General features: G+C 60.7%; 20 protein-coding genes and 1 pseudogene. 8 read left to right on the top strand and 13 right to left on the bottom strand.

Annotated features, from left to right (window positions below; genetic code table 11):
- The first annotated feature begins 174 nt into the window (after nt 1–174).
- Entirely contained in the window at nt 175–570 is a 396-nt protein-coding gene (locus PSH57_RS09985) for a hypothetical protein (protein WP_305389258.1), read from the top strand.
- Nucleotides 571–720: 150 nt separating this feature from the next.
- Here PSH57_RS09985 and PSH57_RS09980 read toward each other — a convergent pair whose 3' ends face one another.
- The 3 genes and pseudogenes from PSH57_RS09980 to PSH57_RS09970 form a co-directional block, all read right to left on the bottom strand.
- On the bottom strand, nt 721–1,815 hold the full coding sequence (locus PSH57_RS09980) for a DUF1615 domain-containing protein (protein WP_305389256.1): 1,095 nt from the start codon (nt 1,813–1,815) through the stop codon (nt 721–723).
- A gap of 307 nt (nt 1,816–2,122) precedes the next feature.
- Nucleotides 2,123–3,097, bottom strand: a complete 975-nt coding sequence (hemB, locus tag PSH57_RS09975; protein WP_305444873.1) for a porphobilinogen synthase — start codon at nt 3,095–3,097, stop codon at nt 2,123–2,125.
- Between the two features lie 114 nt (nt 3,098–3,211).
- Nucleotides 3,212–3,568 (bottom strand): annotated as a pseudogene (locus tag PSH57_RS09970) (PhzF family phenazine biosynthesis protein); the annotation flags it as partial.
- Between the two features lie 314 nt (nt 3,569–3,882).
- Here PSH57_RS09970 and PSH57_RS09965 point away from each other — a divergent pair.
- On the top strand, nt 3,883–4,554 hold the full coding sequence (locus PSH57_RS09965) for a histidine phosphatase family protein (protein WP_422766092.1): 672 nt from the start codon (nt 3,883–3,885) through the stop codon (nt 4,552–4,554).
- A 112-nt stretch (nt 4,555–4,666) separates the two neighbouring features.
- Here the strand turns inward: PSH57_RS09965 and mnmH are convergent, their stop codons facing one another.
- Nucleotides 4,667–5,770 (bottom strand): tRNA 2-selenouridine(34) synthase MnmH, encoded by a 1,104-nt coding sequence (gene mnmH / locus PSH57_RS09960; RefSeq protein ID WP_305389252.1) that lies wholly within the window; start codon nt 5,768–5,770, stop codon nt 4,667–4,669.
- On the bottom strand, nt 5,770–6,804 hold the full coding sequence (gene selD, locus PSH57_RS09955; protein WP_047228441.1) for a selenide, water dikinase SelD: 1,035 nt from the start codon (nt 6,802–6,804) through the stop codon (nt 5,770–5,772). The genes mnmH and selD overlap by 1 nt, the downstream gene beginning before the upstream one ends.
- Nucleotides 6,805–6,943: 139 nt before the next feature.
- Here selD and PSH57_RS09950 point away from each other — a divergent pair, with 139 nt between their 5' ends.
- Nucleotides 6,944–7,228 (top strand): hypothetical protein, encoded by a 285-nt coding sequence (locus PSH57_RS09950; RefSeq protein WP_305389251.1) that lies wholly within the window; start codon nt 6,944–6,946, stop codon nt 7,226–7,228.
- Nucleotides 7,229–7,233: 5 nt separating this feature from the next.
- Here PSH57_RS09950 and PSH57_RS09945 read toward each other — a convergent pair whose 3' ends face one another.
- Entirely contained in the window at nt 7,234–7,686 is a 453-nt protein-coding gene (locus PSH57_RS09945) for a DMT family transporter (RefSeq protein ID WP_305389250.1), read from the bottom strand.
- Between the two features lie 2 nt (nt 7,687–7,688).
- Nucleotides 7,689–8,183: a DMT family transporter gene (locus PSH57_RS09940; protein ID WP_305389249.1), complete on the bottom strand. Its 495-nt coding sequence runs from the start codon at nt 8,181–8,183 to the stop codon at nt 7,689–7,691.
- Nucleotides 8,184–8,295: 112 nt separating this feature from the next.
- Between PSH57_RS09940 and PSH57_RS09935 the strand changes: the two genes are divergently transcribed.
- The 3 genes from PSH57_RS09935 (at nt 8,296) to PSH57_RS09925 (ending at nt 10,725) form a co-directional block, all read left to right on the top strand.
- Nucleotides 8,296–9,228, top strand: coding sequence for a LysR family transcriptional regulator (locus tag PSH57_RS09935; protein ID WP_305389247.1), 933 nt, complete (start codon nt 8,296–8,298; stop codon nt 9,226–9,228).
- 53 nt (nt 9,229–9,281) lie between these two features.
- Nucleotides 9,282–10,067 carry a hypothetical protein gene (locus tag PSH57_RS09930; RefSeq protein WP_305389246.1) on the top strand — a complete coding sequence of 262 codons (786 nt, stop codon included), beginning with the start codon at nt 9,282–9,284 and terminating at the stop codon, nt 10,065–10,067.
- Between the two features lie 70 nt (nt 10,068–10,137).
- A complete protein-coding gene (locus PSH57_RS09925; protein WP_305389245.1) occupies nt 10,138–10,725 on the top strand; it encodes a DcrB/PsbP domain-containing protein in 588 nt (195 codons plus the stop codon).
- Between the two features lie 213 nt (nt 10,726–10,938).
- Here PSH57_RS09925 and PSH57_RS09920 read toward each other — a convergent pair whose 3' ends face one another.
- From PSH57_RS09920 to PSH57_RS09905, 4 genes are all read right to left on the bottom strand, one after another.
- Nucleotides 10,939–11,655 carry an alpha/beta hydrolase gene (locus PSH57_RS09920; RefSeq protein WP_305389244.1) on the bottom strand — a complete coding sequence of 239 codons (717 nt, stop codon included), beginning with the start codon at nt 11,653–11,655 and terminating at the stop codon, nt 10,939–10,941.
- Nucleotides 11,656–11,719: 64 nt separating this feature from the next.
- Nucleotides 11,720–12,832: a M14 family metallopeptidase gene (locus PSH57_RS09915; protein ID WP_305389242.1), complete on the bottom strand. Its 1,113-nt coding sequence runs from the start codon at nt 12,830–12,832 to the stop codon at nt 11,720–11,722.
- 104 nt (nt 12,833–12,936) lie between these two features.
- Nucleotides 12,937–13,716, bottom strand: coding sequence for an ABC transporter substrate-binding protein (locus tag PSH57_RS09910; RefSeq protein WP_305389241.1), 780 nt, complete (start codon nt 13,714–13,716; stop codon nt 12,937–12,939).
- Between the two features lie 186 nt (nt 13,717–13,902).
- On the bottom strand, nt 13,903–14,337 hold the full coding sequence (locus PSH57_RS09905; protein ID WP_305389239.1) for a rhodanese-like domain-containing protein: 435 nt from the start codon (nt 14,335–14,337) through the stop codon (nt 13,903–13,905).
- 103 nt (nt 14,338–14,440) lie between these two features.
- Here PSH57_RS09905 and ftrA point away from each other — a divergent pair, with 103 nt between their 5' ends.
- A complete protein-coding gene (gene ftrA, locus PSH57_RS09900; RefSeq protein WP_305389238.1) occupies nt 14,441–15,415 on the top strand; it encodes a transcriptional regulator FtrA in 975 nt (324 codons plus the stop codon).
- A 48-nt stretch (nt 15,416–15,463) separates the two neighbouring features.
- Here the strand turns inward: ftrA and cobF are convergent, their stop codons facing one another.
- Both cobF and PSH57_RS09890 read right to left on the bottom strand, forming a co-directional pair.
- Nucleotides 15,464–16,219: a precorrin-6A synthase (deacetylating) gene (gene cobF, locus PSH57_RS09895; RefSeq protein ID WP_305389237.1), complete on the bottom strand. Its 756-nt coding sequence runs from the start codon at nt 16,217–16,219 to the stop codon at nt 15,464–15,466.
- Nucleotides 16,216–16,794: a histidine phosphatase family protein gene (locus PSH57_RS09890; RefSeq protein WP_305389236.1), complete on the bottom strand. Its 579-nt coding sequence runs from the start codon at nt 16,792–16,794 to the stop codon at nt 16,216–16,218. Before PSH57_RS09890 ends, cobF begins: the two co-directional genes overlap by 4 nt.
- Before the next feature lie 299 nt (nt 16,795–17,093).
- Between PSH57_RS09890 and PSH57_RS09885 the strand changes: the two genes are divergently transcribed.
- Nucleotides 17,094–17,948, top strand: a complete 855-nt coding sequence (locus PSH57_RS09885; RefSeq protein ID WP_047228455.1) for a MurR/RpiR family transcriptional regulator — start codon at nt 17,094–17,096, stop codon at nt 17,946–17,948.

The raw sequence follows: 17,948 nt of genomic DNA, 5'->3' as shown, positions 1-17,948 counted from the left end.
CACGAGCCTGCTCGCAATGCCGATGAATCAATCAACATCGATATTGGCTGATAGCAGGCCAACGAGCTATCACCGCCGTCGATATTCACCATCAGGCCAATGAAGTTCTCTTGATAGTCACCCCGCGCAACAATGGCTCCACACCAACCCACTGCATCCCCGGAGCACACCATCATGAAACGCCAACTCATCCTCAGCCTCGCTTTCTCGGTACTGGCAGCCAACGCATTCGCCGCCTCCTCCCACGCGGTCGTTGCCGAAGGTGGCTCTGATCGACTGATCGAAAAACGTGTTGCCGAAGGCGGCTCCGATCGCCTGCTTCAGAACCGCGTTGCCGAAGGTGGCTCCGATCGTCTGCAACAGAATCGCGTCGCTGAAGGTGGTTCCGATCGTCTGCAACAGAATCGCGTCGCTGAAGGTGGTTCCGATCGCCTGCAACAGAACCGCGTTGCCGAAGGCGGTTCCGATCGTCTGCAACAGAACCGCGTTGCCGAAGGCGGTTCCGATCGTCTGCAACAGAATCGCGTCGCTGAAGGTGGTTCTGATCGTCTGACTCAGAACCGTGTATGAGTTGTTCAATCCAAATGCGTGACGAAACCCAACTCAATGTGTGGCGAAGAAGCCCCCTCGCCACACTGCTTCAAACACCTCTGGAACCTGATGCATCACAATGAAAGCCCGGCCTTATCCGCCGGGCTTTTTCGTTGCCCGCCGTTTGCCCTAGCGTCCCGCAGCCCGCGTCATGCAGCGTCGATAACGCTCATCTACCCGCTTGGCGAACCACGCCGTGGTGAGCTTGCGCGTGATTTTCGGGCTCTTGAGCACGATTCCCGGCAATACTGCCCGCGGCAACGGTTTGCCCTCGGCCTTCTCAGCCAATTCGAACACCCGCTTGTAGAGTTTGCTGTCCTCGAACGCCAGGCTGTCGCCCTGCTCCAGTTGATCGCGAATGGTCGGGTTGCGCATACCCAGCGACCTGCCCAATGTGCGCACTGCCAGCTCAGTGCTGCCTGGCATGATGGAGTCATGCAAAATCAAATCGCCATCGAGGGCCAGGGGAATGCCTGACACACGACTCACCGCATGCTGGAATGCTGCGTTGCGGCTGGCGTACCACCCGGCATTGAAATCGGCGAAGCGATACAGCGGTTCGGTGTAGCTCACCGGATACCCCAGCAGATGTGCGATACCGAAATACATCCCGCCGCGACGACTGAACACCTCCCGACGAATCGAACCATCCACCACGTAGGGATAATCCCGGGCATTGGCTTGGGCAAACGCGATGCTGACCTGCATCGGCCCGCCGGTGTGTACGGGGTTGAAGCTGCCGAACAGCGTCTTGCCCAAAGGCACCATGCCAATGAAATCATCGAAAATCGCGCTCAACTCCTTCTCGCTGCGCGCGGCATTGAGCCGATCACTGTAGCTTTTGCCATTGGGCGAACGCACCTGGAGCGCGCCGCTGATTAACAAACCTGGGATGTGCATCTTTGCCGCGCGACGGTCGATTTCCTGCCGGGCGATCTTGCCCAACCCCGGCACCGCCGGATCGGCCTGGAACGTCGACTCCTGTTCGGTCACCGCCAGGACAGAACAGATATTCTGCGTCGTGGGTGGGATCTGCTGAGCGGCAAAAGCCACGTAGATATCCGTCGCCCAGCCTTCGCGATCCGCGGTCTTCGCCGGCAACAACCGCACAATCTGCGCCTTGACCTCGGCGGGCTGGCGTTCGGGTTCCTGGGTCTGACGGCTGCCGCAACCGGCCAGGGTCAACAACGCGGCGAGGCTGATCATCAATCGATTGAGTTGCATGTTGCTCCATCAAGTCTGTTATTGCGCAGCAACCATACGATCAAAAGCCGGCACAGGCTATGTTCGGTTCATCAGAGCCAAGAAAGGTCTTGTGAGGGAAGCAGGTTCGACAGCCGCAGAAACCTGATGTGAGAGATGGGTGGCCTAACACCATCAATATGGCAGCAAGGCTCCCACAGTAGATTTGTGATGGGTGAGGTCTGTGGGAGCAAGGCTTGCCCGCGATGACGGCGGCACATTCGGCATCGATGCAAGCTGGCCCGCCGCTGCCGCGAGTAGGCTCTCTCCCACAGGAATCCAGCGTCGATCAGATCCCGCTTAACGCCAGATCCATCGCAAAATAGGTGAAGATCAGGTCCGCCCCGGCTCGTTTTATCGCGCCAAGGCTTTCTCGCACTACGCGGGCTTCGTCGATGGCGCCGGCCTGGGCGGCGAATTTGATCATCGCGTACTCGCCGCTGACCTGATAGGCCGACAAGGGCAGGTTCGAAGCCTGGCGAATGTCGCGGATGATATCCAGGTACGCGCCGGCAGGTTTGACCATCAGTGCATCGGCCCCTTCCTGCTCATCGAGCAAGGATTCGCGCAGTGCTTCGCGGCGGTTCATCGGGTTCATCTGGTAGCTTTTGCGGTCGCCCTTCAAGGCACTGCCGCCCGCCTCGCGGAACGGACCGTAGAGCGCTGAGGCGAACTTGGTTGAATAGGCCATGATTGCCGTCTGGCTGAAACCGGCTTCGTCCAGGGCTTTGCGAATGGCCTGGACCTGTCCGTCCATGGCGGCGGACGGAGCGATCACATCGGCCCCGGCACGCGCTGCCGCCACGGCCTGTTTACCCAGGTTGAGCAAGGTCCGGTCATTGTCCACTTCATGCCCATGAAGCACCCCGCAATGGCCGTGATCGGTGTACTCACAAAAACAGGTGTCGGACATCACGATCATTTCCGGCACCGCGTCCTTGCAGATCCCGGCCATGCGCGATACCAGGCCGCGCTCGTTCCAGGTGTCGCTGCCATCGCTGTCCAGGTGATGGGACACGCCGAAGGTCATCACTGACTTGATGCCGGCACGGGCATACCGCTCGATCTCACCGGCCAGTTTCGATTCAGGAATGCGCGCCACGCCCGGCATCCTCTTGATCGGCACAAAGTCATCGATTTCTTCTTCGACGAAAATCGGCAGCACCAGGTCGTTCAGGGTGAATTCGGTTTCCTGGAACAGACTGCGCAGACTCGCATTGCGACGCAGGCGACGTGGACGTGCTTCGGGGAACTGGCTGGACATGGGACTCCTGGGAAAATGGGTGCTCAATCGCAGGGGATAAAGCTTATGCCCTGACCGGCCTGGGCACAAACGCCGACCGGAAAACAGAGTTTTACCGGCCGGGCAATAATCGGCTTACAAGGTCAGTGAGCCATTGACGCAGGTCACCACCGCACCACCAATCCAGACGTCCTCGCCCACCTGCTCAACATGAATCCGCCCCGCCCGGCCCATGGTCAAGCCCTGGCTGACCACATAGCGCGACGGTGCCAGCCCCTTGGCCAGCATCCACTGGGCCAGCCCGGCGTTCAGGCTGCCGGTGGCAGGGTCCTCGGGCATGCCGTCGCCGGCAATGAAACCACGCACCTCGAATTGGGCCTCGTCGCCATCCACGGCCGGGTCCCAAGGTGCGATGACACCCACAGCCAGATCCAGCAACTGATGGTAATCGGGCGTGAGCGTCAACACCTGCTGGCGATCCTTGAGCATCAAATAAGTCAGAGGAGGAGACAGCAGGTGTAGGGAGATTCTTTAAATACGAAACCCAAATGAACGCGTCACGAAACTCACACGCCCCATTCTTAAATTCGCAACATCCTGTCGCTAACATTCGCCCTACCTCCTGGCAGGAGGCCTTACAGTGCACGGAATCGGTCGGTATCGAACCAAAGGGCGCCAGAAGACTCTGAGCAATGCCCCGAGAAATCGAAGCGGCGTCACGACAAGGAAAACATCGGAAGCCAAAAACTTCGTGGTGCCCGGGTTTGTCAGCCTGACTTGAGAGAACCGAAGAACAATATTCGATGATGAACCCACTGAATTTTGCCAAACGCTTCAAACACCGCTCGTGGCTGGTATTGCCGACGCTCCTTGCAATGGGTGGCCTGGTGCTGTTGCTGGAACCCAGCATCAGCCGCGCCGAACCGGCCGATGGCACCCAGACCCTGGTGTTCCTGCGCCACGCCGAAAAACCCGCCGGCGGCCTGGGCCAGCTCAACTGCCAGGGGCTTAATCGCGCCATCGACCTGGCCACCCTGCTACCGGAGAAATTCGGCAAGGCCGACTATGTGTTCGCGGCCAACCCGACCCGCAACGTCGAAGAGGGTGAGCAGGACAATTCCTACAGTTATATTCGCCCGCTGATGACCATCAGTCCCAGTGCTATCAAGCTCGGGCTGCCGGTGAACATCGAGTATTCCGCCAATGACACCAGTGACCTGGCTGACGAACTGCTGGACGACAAGTACCACAATTCGACCATCTACACCGCTTGGTCGCACGGCTACCTGCCGGAGCTGATCAACGAGGTCGCCAGCGACGCGATGGGCAAGAAGCAGACGATTACCGATGACTGGGAATCGGGGGATTTCGATTCGCTGTACGTGCTGACCCTGACCTGGCACAACGGCAAGGCCAGCCTCACCAGTCAGAACTATAAGCAAGGCCTGGACAACGGGCAGGAAACTTGCCCGACGTAGGCTGCGGGCATTATTTTCGACGATACTTCCTCAATCACCGCCACTGATCCACCGCTATCGCGAGCAGGCTCGCTCCCACAGGGGTTGGCGGTGACCAGTCATAGTTGCTCGATCACCCTTTGCGGGCCGCTCGCTCACGCAGATACTCCAGCACCGCCCCCTGCTCACCCGCGAACTCGATCCGCCCGCCCTTCTTCTCGCGCTGGAACACATACATCGGGTCGTAGTATTCACGCAGCAGGCCTTCGATCCAGCCGCGATGCAAGTCGACGGCGCCGCTGCTCGCCTGCTCGGCCAGGGCGGCTTCCATGATTTGGAGCAAACGTCGATGGCGGTCGCCACCCAGGCGTTTGTGGATGTTATTGAGGCTCTCCAGCAACCGTTCGCAAAACAGCGAGAACCCTTCATCGCCATGGACCGCGACAAATTCGCCGCTCAGGTTGATGACGTAATCACTCAGGATCCGCTCGACCCGCCGTTCCACGCTGTCTTCAAGCCAGACCATCGGAACCTGTTGCATGCGCTGGTACAAAGGCAGTGGCAAGGCGCAGCTGCCGACCATGCGGCTTTCATCTTCCAGCACGAACTGTTCAATACCTGCGGCACGTTTTTTCAGCACATCCACGGCCAACAGGTTCTCGAAATCGATATTGGAAGGCTGCCCGGTGGCGCGCTTGCCGAAGCTCGAACCGCGATGGTTGGCGTAACCTTCCAGATCCAGGCTGTTGCCCAGTTGAGTCAGCACTTCTGTCTTGCCGGTGCCGGTCATGCCGCCCAGCAACACCAAGTCGCATTGGGCAACCGCCTGCTCGACGGTGTCCAGCAAAAATGTACGCATGGCCTTGTAGCCGCCGCCGACCCTGGGATAGTCGATGCCCGCCTCGTCCTTGAGCCACTGCTGGACGATCTGTGAGCGCAAGCCTCCCCTGAAGCAATACAACACACCATCAGGATGGGCTGTTGCGAACTCGGCCCAGGCCTGGATGCGTTGCGCCTTGGTGTCGCCGGACACCAATTGATGCCCCAGGACAATGGCCGCCTGCTGGCCCTGCTGCTTGTAGCACGTGCCGACCCGTTGTCGTTCGATGTCGGTCATCAACGGCAGATTGACCACGCCGGGGAATGCGCCCTTGAGAAATTCAACGGGCGCACGGGTGTCCATCATCGGTCGGTCGTTGAGAAAAATGTCGCGGTAATCGGTGATGTCATTGGTCATCAAGACACCTCGACCGCGTAGGTCTGTCGCTCGACCAGTTCACCGATCGGCTCCAGTGCAAACCCCAGTTCAGCGGCGACCGCCAGAAACGCTTCGTTGCCCTCGGGCGTGACGGCGATCAGCAGTCCACCGCTGGTCTGCGGGTCGCACAGCACTCGCTTGTGCAGTTCCTGCACGCGCCCAACCTTGCTGGCGTAGCTGTCGTAGTTGCGCAACGTACCGCCCGGCACGCAGCCTTGGTCAAGGTAATACTCGACGCCCGGCAGACGCGGCACCGCGTCGTAGCGAATACGCGCCGTCAACTGGCTGCCATCGGCCATTTCCACCAAATGCCCGAGCAGGCCGAAACCGGTGACGTCGGTCATCGCCGCCACGCCGTCGAGCTTGCCGAAACGGCTGCCCGGTTTGTTGAGCGTGCACATCCAGTCGCGGGCCAGGCCAACATCGGCGGCGCGCAGCTTGCCTTTCTTTTCTGCGGTGGTGAGGATGCCAATGCCCAAGGGCTTGGTCAGGTACAGGCGGCAGCCAGCGGTGGCGGTGTCGTTGCGCTTCATATGGCGCTTTTGCACCAGGCCTGTGACCGCCAGGCCGAAAATCGGCTCGGGTGCGTCGATCGAATGGCCGCCCGCCAGGGGAATACCCGCCTCGTCACATACGGAACGACCGCCGCGAATCACCTCGCGAGCAATTTCCGGGGCCAGTACATTGACCGGCCAGCCGAGAATCGCAATCGCCATCAACGGATCACCGCCCATGGCGTAGATGTCGCTGATGGCATTGGTGGCGGCGATGCGACCGAAATCAAAAGGATCGTCAACAATCGGCATGAAAAAATCGGTGGTGGAGACCACCCCGCGCTCCTCATCGATGGCGTATACCGCAGCGTCGTCGCGGGAGGCATTGCCGACCCACAACTTGGGGTCAAGGTTCTGCGCACCGCTGCCGGCCAGGATCACTTCCAGCACTTGTGGCGAAATCTTGCAGCCGCAACCGGCGCCGTGGCTGTACTGGGTCAGGCGAATCGGCTCGCTCATGGGCATACCTCTCGTAAGTCAAGGTGGGCGATTCTAGCAGCAACGCCGCCGGTTCAGTGCCGGCGCGAACCCATTGAATTTTCCCCCACCAGAGGAATCACTAGAAGACCCACCGAGCACTCATCTCAGGAGACCGCCGATGTCCCTCGCCCCGGCTGCCGACGACAGCACCCACATTGATTACGGCCTCGACACGCTGTTTGGTCACCAGACCAAAAGTATTGACTGCCAGTACGATGTCCAACGCCTCGACGACGGTGAACCGCCGTGGTTCGCGCTGCACATACAACCACCGCTGCCGGACGATCTGGAAAAAGCCCAGATCGTGGTGTTCCGTGCCGAGGGCCGGCGCATGAGCGGCATTGTCCGGCGCATCGAGCGTTTGGACGATGACAGTCTGCAACTGGACGTCGAGCCCGACTGACGTTCTCAGGCCTGCCGCGCACTGCTGCGATACATGAACACCAGCGCCAGTGCCAGGCAGGCCATTGCCAGCACCCGGCTCCCGGACAAATCAATAGCGGGATTGCCCAACCAGCCGAAGTTGTCGATCAGCATGCCCATGGCCAACTGCCCGAGGATCACCGCCACGGTCGCCACGGCGGTGCCGACCCTTGGCACCGCGCCGACCATGACCATCATGTACACCACACCAAACAATGCACCGCCAAGTTGCCATTTCGGCACGTCCAGCAGGCTGACGGCGTGAGCGGGTTCAAAAAATACGATCAGCAACCCGGTGACCACCGTGCCCACCACGAATGTCAGCAGACTGCTGCGCAGCACTCCGACCGTCTGGCCCAGGCGACCGTTGATGGCCGCCTGCACACTCAACACCGCACCGGCAACAACGACCAGCAGCAATAGCAAAAACACATTCATATTCAACCTCGGGCGATCAGGACAAGGGCTACAACGATCAGCGCCAAGGCGAGCCAGCGCTCGCCGTTGACCCGCTTGCGGGTTGCACCGAACCAACCGAAATGGTCGATCAGCACGCTTTTGCCCACTTGCCCGGAAAGGATCGCGACCATGGTCATGGCAATGCCGATGTGGGGCGTGGCAAGCGTCAGCACCACCACGTAGATCGGTCCCAGAAAACCGCCGATCAACTGCCAACGCGGCAATTCATTCAAAGCGGGGCCTTGTTGCGGGCCACTGAGCAGCAACAGCAGAAACAGAATCGCCGACCCGACGCCGAAAATGCTCAGGGTTGCCCAGAGGTGCCCCACTTGAACCCCCAGTGGCCCCAGCAGGCCGGCCTCTACCGATAGCCCCATGCCGGCCAGAATCACCAGGGGCAGCAACAGCCAGCGCAAAAGCGCGCGTGGTTTGGAGGCAGCCGCCGGCGCGGTTGCGTTGAGTGAAGACGCTTGCATGATCAGAACCTGTGATGAAGAACAATGAGCGGGATTATCGGCTGGCGCAGCTGTGCAATAAATGGGATCATCAAGACAACACTTTTGCGTAACTCGCACAGCGGAGCAGGTCATGCACGGTCTCAACGAACTCGGCTTCAAGGCCCTGCGATTGTTTGTCGCCGTGCTCGACCACGGCAGCTTCTCGGAGGTGGCCCGCCGCGAAGGCCTGGCGCCGTCGTCGATTTCCCGGCAGATCCAGTTGATGGAACAGGCCCTCAACCAGCAGTTGCTGTATCGACACACCCGCGCCGTTTCGCCCACCGAGGCTGGCCGCCTGCTGGGTCATCATGCACGCCTGTTACTGGTGCAACTGGAAGAAGCCGAACAGGCGCTGCAGGAACAACACAGTGAGCCGGCCGGACTGGTGCGGATCAATGCCCCGGTTGTGTTCGGCCAGCGCCATCTGACGCCGTGGCTGGGGTCATTGTGTGAGCGCTACCCGAAGCTGCAACTGGACATCCAGCAAACCGACAGCTATGTCGACCCATTGCAGGAAGGCGCGGACCTGCTGTTTCGCATCGGTCCGCTGCACGATTCAGGCATGCAGGCGCGAATCCTCGCCCCCCACCGCTTTCAGATCGCCGCCAGCCCCGCTTACCTGGCACGCCGCGGCACGCCGCTCAAACCCCAGGATCTGGCGAACCATCAGTGCCTGGCCTACAAGGGCGTGGCCGGCCAGCAGCGCTGGTTTTTCCGCCGTCCAGGTCAGGCCTGGACGCCCTACAGCGTTAAAGGCCCGATCACCGGCAACCACGCCGACACCCTGACCCAGGCGGCCGAACAAGGACTGGGGCTGGTGATGTTTCCGTCGTGGCTGATCGGCGAAGCCGTGCGCAACGGCAGCCTGGTGCCGGTATTGCGCGACTACGAAGCCTCCAACAGCCTTGAACCCCAGCAGATCGCCATCCTCTGGCCGGGCAGCCGACGTCTGTCGGTAAAAGTGCGTACCGTGATCGACTTTTTTCTGCAGTGCTTTGGCGAAGTGCCTTACTGGGATCGCTGAAACTGAGGGGTCGGTGCTAACGTGTCGGCCCGACGCCTGACAAGGATAATCCCGTGCTGCTGCTCAAATTATTGGTGATTCCCGCTTTCCTGCTGCTGATTTCCCTGGCGGGCCGGCGCTGGGGACCGAGCGTGGCCGGTTGGCTGTCGGGGTTGCCGGTGGTGGTGGGACCGATTCTGTTGTTCCTGGCCCTGGAACAGGGCGAAGCGTTTGCCGCTCAGTCGGCGACCGCGGCGCTGTCGGCCATGTTCGCAATGATTGCATTTTGTGTGGTGTACGCCCGGGTCGCCCAGCATCGTGACTGGCCTTGGGCGCTGGGTATCGCGTTGGGCGTCTGGGCGCTGGTGGCAATGGTTCTGTCCTGGTTACCGGCCTCGCTGCCGCTGTCGAGCGTGATCGCCATTGTTGCGTTGCTGGCCGCGCCTTATCTGTTCCCGACGGTACGACCGGTGATGACTGGCCCGGCGCCCAAATCCGACAAACTGTTGCTGCGCATGGTCGCCGGCGCGCTGTTGACCCTGGCGGTGACCCTGCTGGCCAGCACCGTGGGGGAACGCTGGAGCGGGTTATTGGCGGTGTTCCCGGTGCTGGGCAGTGTCATGGCGGTGTTCTCCCAGCAAACCCGGGGCGCGGCCTTCACCGCCGCGTTGCTGCGGGCCACGGCCACCGGCATGTATTGCTTCAGCGCGTTCTGCCTGACCCTGGCCCTCACCTTGCCGGTTCTCGGCATGCCGGCCTTTGTCGTGAGTGTCGCGGTGTCGGTGGTCATGCTGCTGGTGACCCGCCGCTTGCTGGTGCGCGCCTCTGCCCCGCGCGCAAATGATGTGGCGCACTCGTGACCGGCGCTGGAGCCGGTTGGATGCCCATGGGATGATCGCTCTCAAGCACGCCCCTCTGTGGAGAGTTTCAATGTCATTGTTAAGTAAACAAGCCGCCGCCCTGGTGCTGACGGCCATTACCAGTCTGCTGGTGATGCCTGCTTATGCCGCCCAGCCCAAAACCGGCGGCGGTGCCCCGGAACAAAAGGTTTCCATGTTGGGTGGCAAGTTCAACTTCACCCTGCCCAAGGGGTTCACCGCGACACCGCTTCCGGCTGGCGACGCCGCCCAGGGCACGGCTGGGGCGAAGGGGACGATGTACAGCAATGCCACCAGCAAAACCGTGGTGATCACGGCTGAAAACACCATCATCGATGGCTCGAATGTGAAGGACGACGACAGTACGTTCCTCGATACCACCATGGCCGACTTCGCCGTTCAGAAAACCAAGGCCCTGCCGGACGCCAGGATCCTGAGCGAGAAAAGCCTGACCCAAAAAGGCACCGGCCTGGGTCTGCGCCAGCTCGATACCAAGGCGACCCAAGGCGGTGGGCCGACCCTCGATACCACGTTGCTGGGCGCTTCCGGCACGCGTATGGCAGTGGTACAGATCATTTCCCGGGCCAGCGACACGGCCGGGCATGAGGCGCTGGTGAAGCAGATCGTCACTGGGCAGTGACCGATAGACCGAGTTGTTTTCATCCCGAGCTGGCTCGCTCCCACAGAGGTTCTGTGGCGACATGAATCTTTATATCCAACCCGCAATTCATCGCGAGCAAGCTTTGCTCCCACAGAACCGGTGACAGATACAGCGTCTGCGAGCCACCCGGAAAAATGTGCGAATGAGCCTGCTCGCGATGGCGCCGGCACATTCAACATCCCTGGAACTGAATCAGGGATTAAGCCGCTCCAGCCAGGCCCGCAGATCCCGCACCTGCATGGCACTGACGCTGTGGCCAACGCCCGGATAGGCATGAAACTCGGGCTCCAGGGCCAGGGTCTTGAGGAAGCTGTCTGCCTCGGTGCCGTCATGGTAAGGGATCACTGTGTCCGCCGTGCCATGACCGATGAACACAGCCAGGGTCCGGCGTGATTCGTCGGGGGTCAGTTCGGCCCGCAGCACTGACAGCACCCGCCCGCCCAGCGCGGCAATGCCGCCGACGGCCTCGGGATGGCGCAGGGCAACCTCATAGCTCATCATCGCGCCCTGGCTGAAACCGACCAGGTATACGTTGCTCGCATCGGTCGGGTACTTGATCCGGGCCTTCTCGATGAAATCCAACAGCATCTGGCCGCTGGCCCTCAGGTCCGCCGTATCACCGTCGTAGGCGCCCTCGCCCTTCTTGGCAAACCATTGATACTGGCCCCGTTCCACGGTCTTGGGCGCTCGTACCGATAGGTAATTGTAGTCACTGGGCAACTCATCCTTGAGGTCGAACAGGTCTTGTTCGCTGCCGCCGGAGCCATGCAGGAAGATCACCAGCGGCCGGTTTCTGGCCTGCTCATCGGCATGGGCCAGATAATCGAGGGGCAAATCGGTGTGCAGCGCAGGCTGAGCCTGCAAACCGCAAGACACTACCAATAGCAACAGGGCGAGCGCTTTGAACATCAGTCTTCCTCCATCATTCGACAGCCGCACGGCAACGAGCGTGCGCTGAGGTAGACAGCAGTTATCAGTCGTTGATCAATTTCCCCGCGCGAATCGGCTCTCGCCCGGCAACTTTCGCCTGCCAGATTCCAGGCTGGGTATAGCGCCCGCGGTCCAGGGCAAACAACACGCCGCTGGTACCGGCCCGTACCGTGGTGACCCGATCGTTCAATGGATCGACCACTTCGAACAACGGATCGCCCTGCTGGACCCACTCACCGGCCTCGCGCAGGAAGCTCACCACCCCATGGTGCGGCGCGAACAGGTACTCAGTGCCTTCGAACGGAAAACCTTCACAACATTGCGCGGGCACGGGCGGCCAGTCACCACCAATGAAACCCTGCTCGGCCAGGAACCCGAGAATGGCTTCGCAATTGGCCTGGGCCTGATCCACTCGGGTGTCGCCCATGCTGCCCAGCTCCAGCGTGGTCGCCAGATTGGCCAGCGGGATCGCGGCTTCGGGGAAGGCCTTGGCCAGGCGCAACCAGGGCGAGGAACAGGACTCGTCGAACGAACTGCCGCCAGAGTCTTCGCACAGCAACGCCACTCCTGCCTTCAGCCGTGCGGCCAGGGAGCGCCACTGCGGCCAGTGTTGCGGCAAGGCGTACAAGTGAATCGCCGCCTCGAAGTCGCAATGCAGGTCCAGGGTGACATCGGCGTCGCAAGCATGGCGCAGCAGCAGGCGATGCAGGGCTTCGAGTTGTGAGGGCGGCGCCGGCAAATCATCCAGCACCTGAGCCATGGTCTGGCGGATCAGCGTGATATTGGCGGCCGGGTCGTCGCCCAGGCGGTCACCGATGCGTTGTGCCACCGGCGTGCTGAGCTCCACGAAAGACCGATTGAAGTTCTTGCCGCTGCCCAGTTCGAAACGCCCCAGGTGCGCGCTCTGCACATGCTGGTCCAGGCCGATGGGGTTGGCCACGGGCACCAGTTCAATCACGCCGTTGAGCAAGCCTTGGGTCTCAAGCTCGTTGAGTCGTTGTTTCAGCTCCCATGCCGTGCGCATGCCGGGCAATTCATCGGCGTGCAGGCTGGCCTGGATATAGGCCTTGCGTGGACCGTGGCCGTAACGAAACACACTGAGCCGGCGCTCGGTGCCCAGGTGGCTCCAGGGCAGGGTATGGTCGATGCGTTGCATGAGGAACTCCCAATGACGGTATTTCGACGAGTGGCCGGTAAAAACACTCGCCCATGAAAAAGGTGGCCGACCGGGTCAACGGCGGGCCACCTTGGTTTCAACGATTAATGCCCGTAGACATCAAAAGCGAAGTATTTGTCCTGCACTTTCTTGTACGTGCCGTTAGCGCGGATTTGCGTGATGGCGTCGTTGAATTTCTCGGCCAGGGCCTTGTCACCCTTGCGCACCGCAATGCCGGCGCCACCACCAAAGTACTTCGCATCTTCATAGGTCGGGCCCACGAAGGCAAAACCTTTGCCGGCGTCAGTTTTCAGGAAGCCGTCGTCGAGGTTGACCGAGTCGGCGAGCATGGCGTCGAGACGACCGGCGACCATGTCCAGGTTGGCTTCCTGCTGGGAACCGTAGCGCACCAGATTGATGCCTGCGGGCACCAGCACCTCGGTGGCGAAACGGTCGTGGGTACTGGCGCGCAGCACACCGACTTTCTTGCCCTTGAGTTCGGTCAGCGGGTCCTTGACGTCGCTGCCTGCCTTCATCACAAAACGCGCCGGGGTGTGATAGTACTTGATGGTGAAGTCGACATTTTTCTTACGGTCATCGGTGATGGTCATGGACGACAGGATCGCGTCGATTTTCTTCACTTTCAGCGCCGGGATCAGGCCGTCAAACTCCTGCTCGACCCAGGTGCACTTGACCTTCATCTGCTCACACAACGCGTCGCCAATATCAACATCGAAGCCCGTCAGCTTGCCGTCGGGGGTTTTCATCGAGAAAGGCGGGTAACCGGCTTCGATTCCGAGGCGGATCGGCTTGGCGTCTTCGGCCACGGCCGACAAGGACAACACGGACAGTGCCAGGGCACCGAACATTACTAGCTTCTTCATTTTTGCTCCTGAGTGCGCAGGGTTTTTATTAGCAGATTATTGGCAAATTCTTAGGCAGCGTTCGGTCAGTAAAAACCGAAGTGGCCGGCAGTCTAGAGGGGCACTCAGGAGGCGAATTGTGTTGAGGCGACAAATATTTATAGAAACAACCAGGCCACAGGGATTACACCCCACCCGCTCAAAGGGTCAGCAGTCACAGCCGATAGCCTTGTCCGCCGCGCACTCCACTGCGCCAGTCAGACGAAAGCCTTCGTCGAGCCAGCCCATGACGCCGCCGATCATTTCCTTGACCGGATAACCCAGGGTCGCCAGCCGCACTGCCGCCTTGTTCGCGCCGTTGCAATGCGGGCCTGCGCAATAGACCACAAACAGCGCGGTCTTGGGATAAGCCGCCAGCGACTGGGCGGTGAGCGACCGGGTTGGCAGGTTGATCGCCCCGGGCACATGCCCGCGCTCGAAAGCCAGTGGCCCGCGCACATCCACCAGCACGAAATCGACTTCTCCAGTCTGTTGGCTGGCGTGAACGTCGGAGCAATCAGTTTCAAACGTCAGACGCCGGCTGAAATGCTGCAGGGCGATGTCGGACGGGGCAGCAGGAACTTCGCGAACCAGGCTGGTCATCGTTGGGTACTCCAAAGTTGGATGATGGCGAAAGCTGACTTTATCCGCCCGGTGCTTACCGCTACAGTGGCGCACACGACACTCTGTGGGAATTTTCCGCCATATGCAGCCCAATCCCGGTCTGGTCGCCATCCTCGCCTACGACGGCCTGTGCACCTTCGAATTCGGCATCGCCATCGAGATATTCGGCCTCGCCCGACCTGAGTTCGATTTCCCCTGGTACAAACACCGGATCGTCGCCGTCGATGACGGCCCGATGCGTGCCATGGGCGGCTTCCAGATCCTGGCCGATGGCGGCATGGAAATACTGCAAATGGCGCGAACCATCGTGGTGCCCGGCTGGCACAGTCGCGACGAACCACCACCGCAGGCGCTGCTTGAGGCACTGCGCTGCGCCCATGCCCGAGGCGCGCGCCTGCTCTCGATCTGCTCCGGGGCGTTCGTGCTGGCCGCCGCTGGATTGCTCGATGGGCTGGGCGCTACCACTCACTGGCGCTACACCGACGAACTGGCCAAAAGCTTTCCCGCCATCCTGGTAGACCCGGATGTGCTGTACGTGGATTCGGGACAAGTCATTACCTCGGCCGGCAGCGCGGCGGGCATTGACGCCTGCCTGCATTTGGTGGCGAGGGATTTCGGTACTCAGGTTGCTAACGCCGTGGCGCGGCGACTGGTGATGTCACCACAACGCACGGGTGGTCAGGCGCAGTTCATTCCCTCGCCTGTCAGCCGCACGCCACGCAGCGATTTGTCCGGTGTCATGCACTGGGCCCGCGAACGCCTGCACGAACCGCTCGGTGTGCGCGCACTGGCCAGCCAGGCGGCCATGAGCGAACGAACCTTCCTGCGGCATTTCACCCAGGCTTGCGGCCTGTCGCCCAAGGCCTGGCTGCAACATGAGCGCCTGGCCCGGGCTCGCGAACTGCTGGAAAGCACCGAAAATAACACCGACAACATCGCCCAGTTGTGCGGCTACCGCTCGGTGGAGAGCTTTCGCGTGGCATTTCGCAGCGTGGTGGGGCTGGCACCGTCGGTGTACCGGGAACGGTTTGGACGTGGAGCGAAGGCGGTCAGTTGACGTATGGACTGTCGAACATTGGGGTCTGACGTATCAAGGTTTGAGTTATCAAGGTTTGCGCAACAGATAAGTATCCATGATCCACCCGTTAGCCTGCCGTGCGGCCTTGCGGGTACGTTCGATACCTTCGGCCACCTCCTCCAACCGACCAGCGATGAGGATCTGATCCGGTGTGCCCACATAGGCGCCCCAGTAGATATGCGTGTCCGGATCGGATACCTGGCGATACGCATCTTCAGCATCGAGCATCACCACCACGCTTTCGGCATCGCCCACCAGCCCCGCTGCCAGCCGGCGGCCCGTGGTGATCTCCAGCGAACCGCCAATGCTGTTCAATGGCACCTTATGTTGCGCCGCGAGGGCCTGGACACTGGTGATGCCCGCAATCACCTCGAATTCGAAGGCGCAGCGACCCGCGTCGAGAATCGACTGCAAGATACGCACTGTGCTGTCGTACAACGATGGATCGCCCCAGACCAGAAAACCACCGCACTGCCCGTCAGACAACTCTTCATTGATCAACCGCTCGAAGGTGGCCTGCTTCGCACGGTTCAGATCTTCAACGCTGGCGGCGTAGTCCACGTCGCCGCGTTCTCGCTCGGGGCTGTGGGCTTCGACGAAACGGTAGGTACGATCAACGATGTAGCGTTGGCAGATTTCCCGCCGCAGATCCAATAACGTCTGCTTGGCAGGCCCCTTGTCCATGAGAAAGAACACATCCACCCGATTCAAGGCTTTCACCGCCTGCATCGTCAGGTAATCCGGATCGCCGGCACCGATGCCGATGACTGATAGCTTTTTCATTCGAGTGACTCCTGGCCGGGCCCCTGGGTACGCAACCGCCACACCCCGTTGAAACGCAACTCGACAGTGGACAGCGGTTCGATGTCGATACGGTTGAAGGCAGCTGCCGGACAGCCCAATACGGTCACCAGGGCCGCGCGAATCACAAACGGATGGGTGACGGCCAGCAGATGCCCCGGCCGGCCTTCCAGGCTGGCCAGCCAGGCCCCGACACGATGACACAGGCGAGTGACGGATTCGCCGCCATGGGGAGCGGCATCGGGATCATCGAGCCAGGTTTGCAGGGGGTCCGGTTCAGCCTTGAGCAACTGGTCGACGGACAATCCACGCCAGCGACCCAGATCGCAGTCGGCCAGGTCAGCGACCACCAGGGGCTCATCGCCGAACATTGCGGCCGTCTGCCGGGTGCGCAACTCCGGTCCACAGAGCAGTTGCCGAACATTTCGGTAGCCGTGACCGGGCTCCGGGCGCCTGGCCAGCCAGTCTGCATCCAGCGGTTCATCCAGGCCGAAACGCGCCTGTTTCTGGGCGACGGTGCGGGCATGGCACATCAGGGTCAGGCGAGTGGCTTGCACGCAGGGTACTCAGGTGATCGAACGGGTTTCATGGAGGCGACATTCAGGCTTTTTCTTGTACAGCACCTTATATGAAATCAAATAACTGAGACAAAAAAGCGTTATGTCTTACACCGACATAGGCATCAACTGACGTAACGGATCTACGCTATCAAGTCCCCGTCCTACAAGGCTTTCGCACTACTTTCGAGCATTTTAAACAGAACGTAAAAACCGCTGGACATGTAGTACCCGCTACATAAATACTATTTTCAGGAGTTATGAAAGAAATCCAACACCCATCCAGGCAAGGAGCACGGATGCCGCCTCTTAGAGACCTGATTACCGATCCCGGCCTGGTTTTGACGCCGTCGGAACGCAAGGTCGTACGGGCCCTGCTTGATCACTATCCGCGCAACGGCCTCGGGCCGATGTCGCGCCTGGCCGATCATGCCGGCGTAAGCGACCCGACTATCGTGCGGCTGGTGAAAAAACTCGGATTTGGCGGTTATGCCGAATTCCAGGATGCGCTGCTCAGTGACATGGACCATCGCCTGCGCTCCCCTCGCACCCTGTTGCAACCGCGGGCCAAATTGCAGCAAGGCGACACCTGGAGCCAGTACCTGGCGACCAGCCAGCGTATCCTCACCGACACCCAGGCCCTGACTCAACCCGAAGACGTGCGCATTCTTGTGCAATGGCTGCTCGACAGCCGACATCAGGTGCACTGTTTTGGCGGGCGTTTCAGCAGCTTCCTTGCCCAATACCTGCTCAACCACTTGCGCCTGCTGCGTGCCGGCTGTTTTGCTCTGGAAGACAACGCCCAGTTACCTGACCGGTTGTTCGACGTGCAGCGCCAGGACGTGGTGCTGATCTTTGATTATCGTCGCTACCAGGCCCAGGCCCAACGCGTGGCCAGCGCGGCCAAGGAGCGCCACGCGCGGGTCGTACTGTTCAGCGACGTCTACACCTCACCGTTACGGGAACTGGCCGACCTGATCATCAGTGCGCCCGTGGAATCGATCTCGGCCTTCGACAGCCTGGTGCCGGCGCTGGCCCAGGTCGAAGCGCTTATCGCCTGCCTGACTCTGCAATGCCCTGATCTGGCCGAACGTCTGGAAGGCATCGACACCTTGCGCACGGCGTTCAACACGCACCTGTTGGAGGAAAAATAA

The sequence above is a fragment of the Pseudomonas hefeiensis genome, assembly GCF_030687835.1.
Lineage (GTDB): Bacteria > Pseudomonadota > Gammaproteobacteria > Pseudomonadales > Pseudomonadaceae > Aquipseudomonas > Aquipseudomonas hefeiensis.
The sequence above is the reverse complement of the archived record's forward strand: the minus strand, read 5'-3'. Positions and strand labels throughout refer to the sequence as shown.

What these genes read in the sequence shown, in the direction of transcription:
- PSH57_RS09925 (WP_305389245.1), top strand. Translation starts at nt 10,138, where the DNA reads ATGTCATTGTTAAGTAAACAAGCCGCCGCCCTGGTGCTGACGGCCATT.
- mnmH (WP_305389252.1), bottom strand. Translation starts at nt 5,770, where the DNA reads ATGACCAATGACATCACCGATTACCGCGACATTTTTCTCAACGACCGA.
- cobF (WP_305389237.1), bottom strand. Translation starts at nt 16,219, where the DNA reads ATGAAAAAGCTATCAGTCATCGGCATCGGTGCCGGCGATCCGGATTAC.
- PSH57_RS09980 (WP_305389256.1), bottom strand. Translation starts at nt 1,815, where the DNA reads ATGCAACTCAATCGATTGATGATCAGCCTCGCCGCGTTGTTGACCCTG.
- PSH57_RS09940 (WP_305389249.1), bottom strand. Translation starts at nt 8,183, where the DNA reads ATGCAAGCGTCTTCACTCAACGCAACCGCGCCGGCGGCTGCCTCCAAA.
- PSH57_RS09935 (WP_305389247.1), top strand. Translation starts at nt 8,296, where the DNA reads ATGCACGGTCTCAACGAACTCGGCTTCAAGGCCCTGCGATTGTTTGTC.
- PSH57_RS09950 (WP_305389251.1), top strand. Translation starts at nt 6,944, where the DNA reads ATGTCCCTCGCCCCGGCTGCCGACGACAGCACCCACATTGATTACGGC.
- PSH57_RS09910 (WP_305389241.1), bottom strand. Translation starts at nt 13,716, where the DNA reads ATGAAGAAGCTAGTAATGTTCGGTGCCCTGGCACTGTCCGTGTTGTCC.
- ftrA (WP_305389238.1), top strand. Translation starts at nt 14,441, where the DNA reads ATGCAGCCCAATCCCGGTCTGGTCGCCATCCTCGCCTACGACGGCCTG.
- PSH57_RS09885 (WP_047228455.1), top strand. Translation starts at nt 17,094, where the DNA reads ATGCCGCCTCTTAGAGACCTGATTACCGATCCCGGCCTGGTTTTGACG.
- PSH57_RS09905 (WP_305389239.1), bottom strand. Translation starts at nt 14,337, where the DNA reads ATGACCAGCCTGGTTCGCGAAGTTCCTGCTGCCCCGTCCGACATCGCC.
- hemB (WP_305444873.1), bottom strand. Translation starts at nt 3,097, where the DNA reads ATGTCCAGCCAGTTCCCCGAAGCACGTCCACGTCGCCTGCGTCGCAAT.
- PSH57_RS09915 (WP_305389242.1), bottom strand. Translation starts at nt 12,832, where the DNA reads ATGCAACGCATCGACCATACCCTGCCCTGGAGCCACCTGGGCACCGAG.
- PSH57_RS09920 (WP_305389244.1), bottom strand. Translation starts at nt 11,655, where the DNA reads ATGTTCAAAGCGCTCGCCCTGTTGCTATTGGTAGTGTCTTGCGGTTTG.
- PSH57_RS09945 (WP_305389250.1), bottom strand. Translation starts at nt 7,686, where the DNA reads ATGAATGTGTTTTTGCTATTGCTGCTGGTCGTTGTTGCCGGTGCGGTG.
- PSH57_RS09985 (WP_305389258.1), top strand. Translation starts at nt 175, where the DNA reads ATGAAACGCCAACTCATCCTCAGCCTCGCTTTCTCGGTACTGGCAGCC.
- PSH57_RS09965 (WP_422766092.1), top strand. Translation starts at nt 3,883, where the DNA reads ATGAACCCACTGAATTTTGCCAAACGCTTCAAACACCGCTCGTGGCTG.
- selD (WP_047228441.1), bottom strand. Translation starts at nt 6,804, where the DNA reads ATGAGCGAGCCGATTCGCCTGACCCAGTACAGCCACGGCGCCGGTTGC.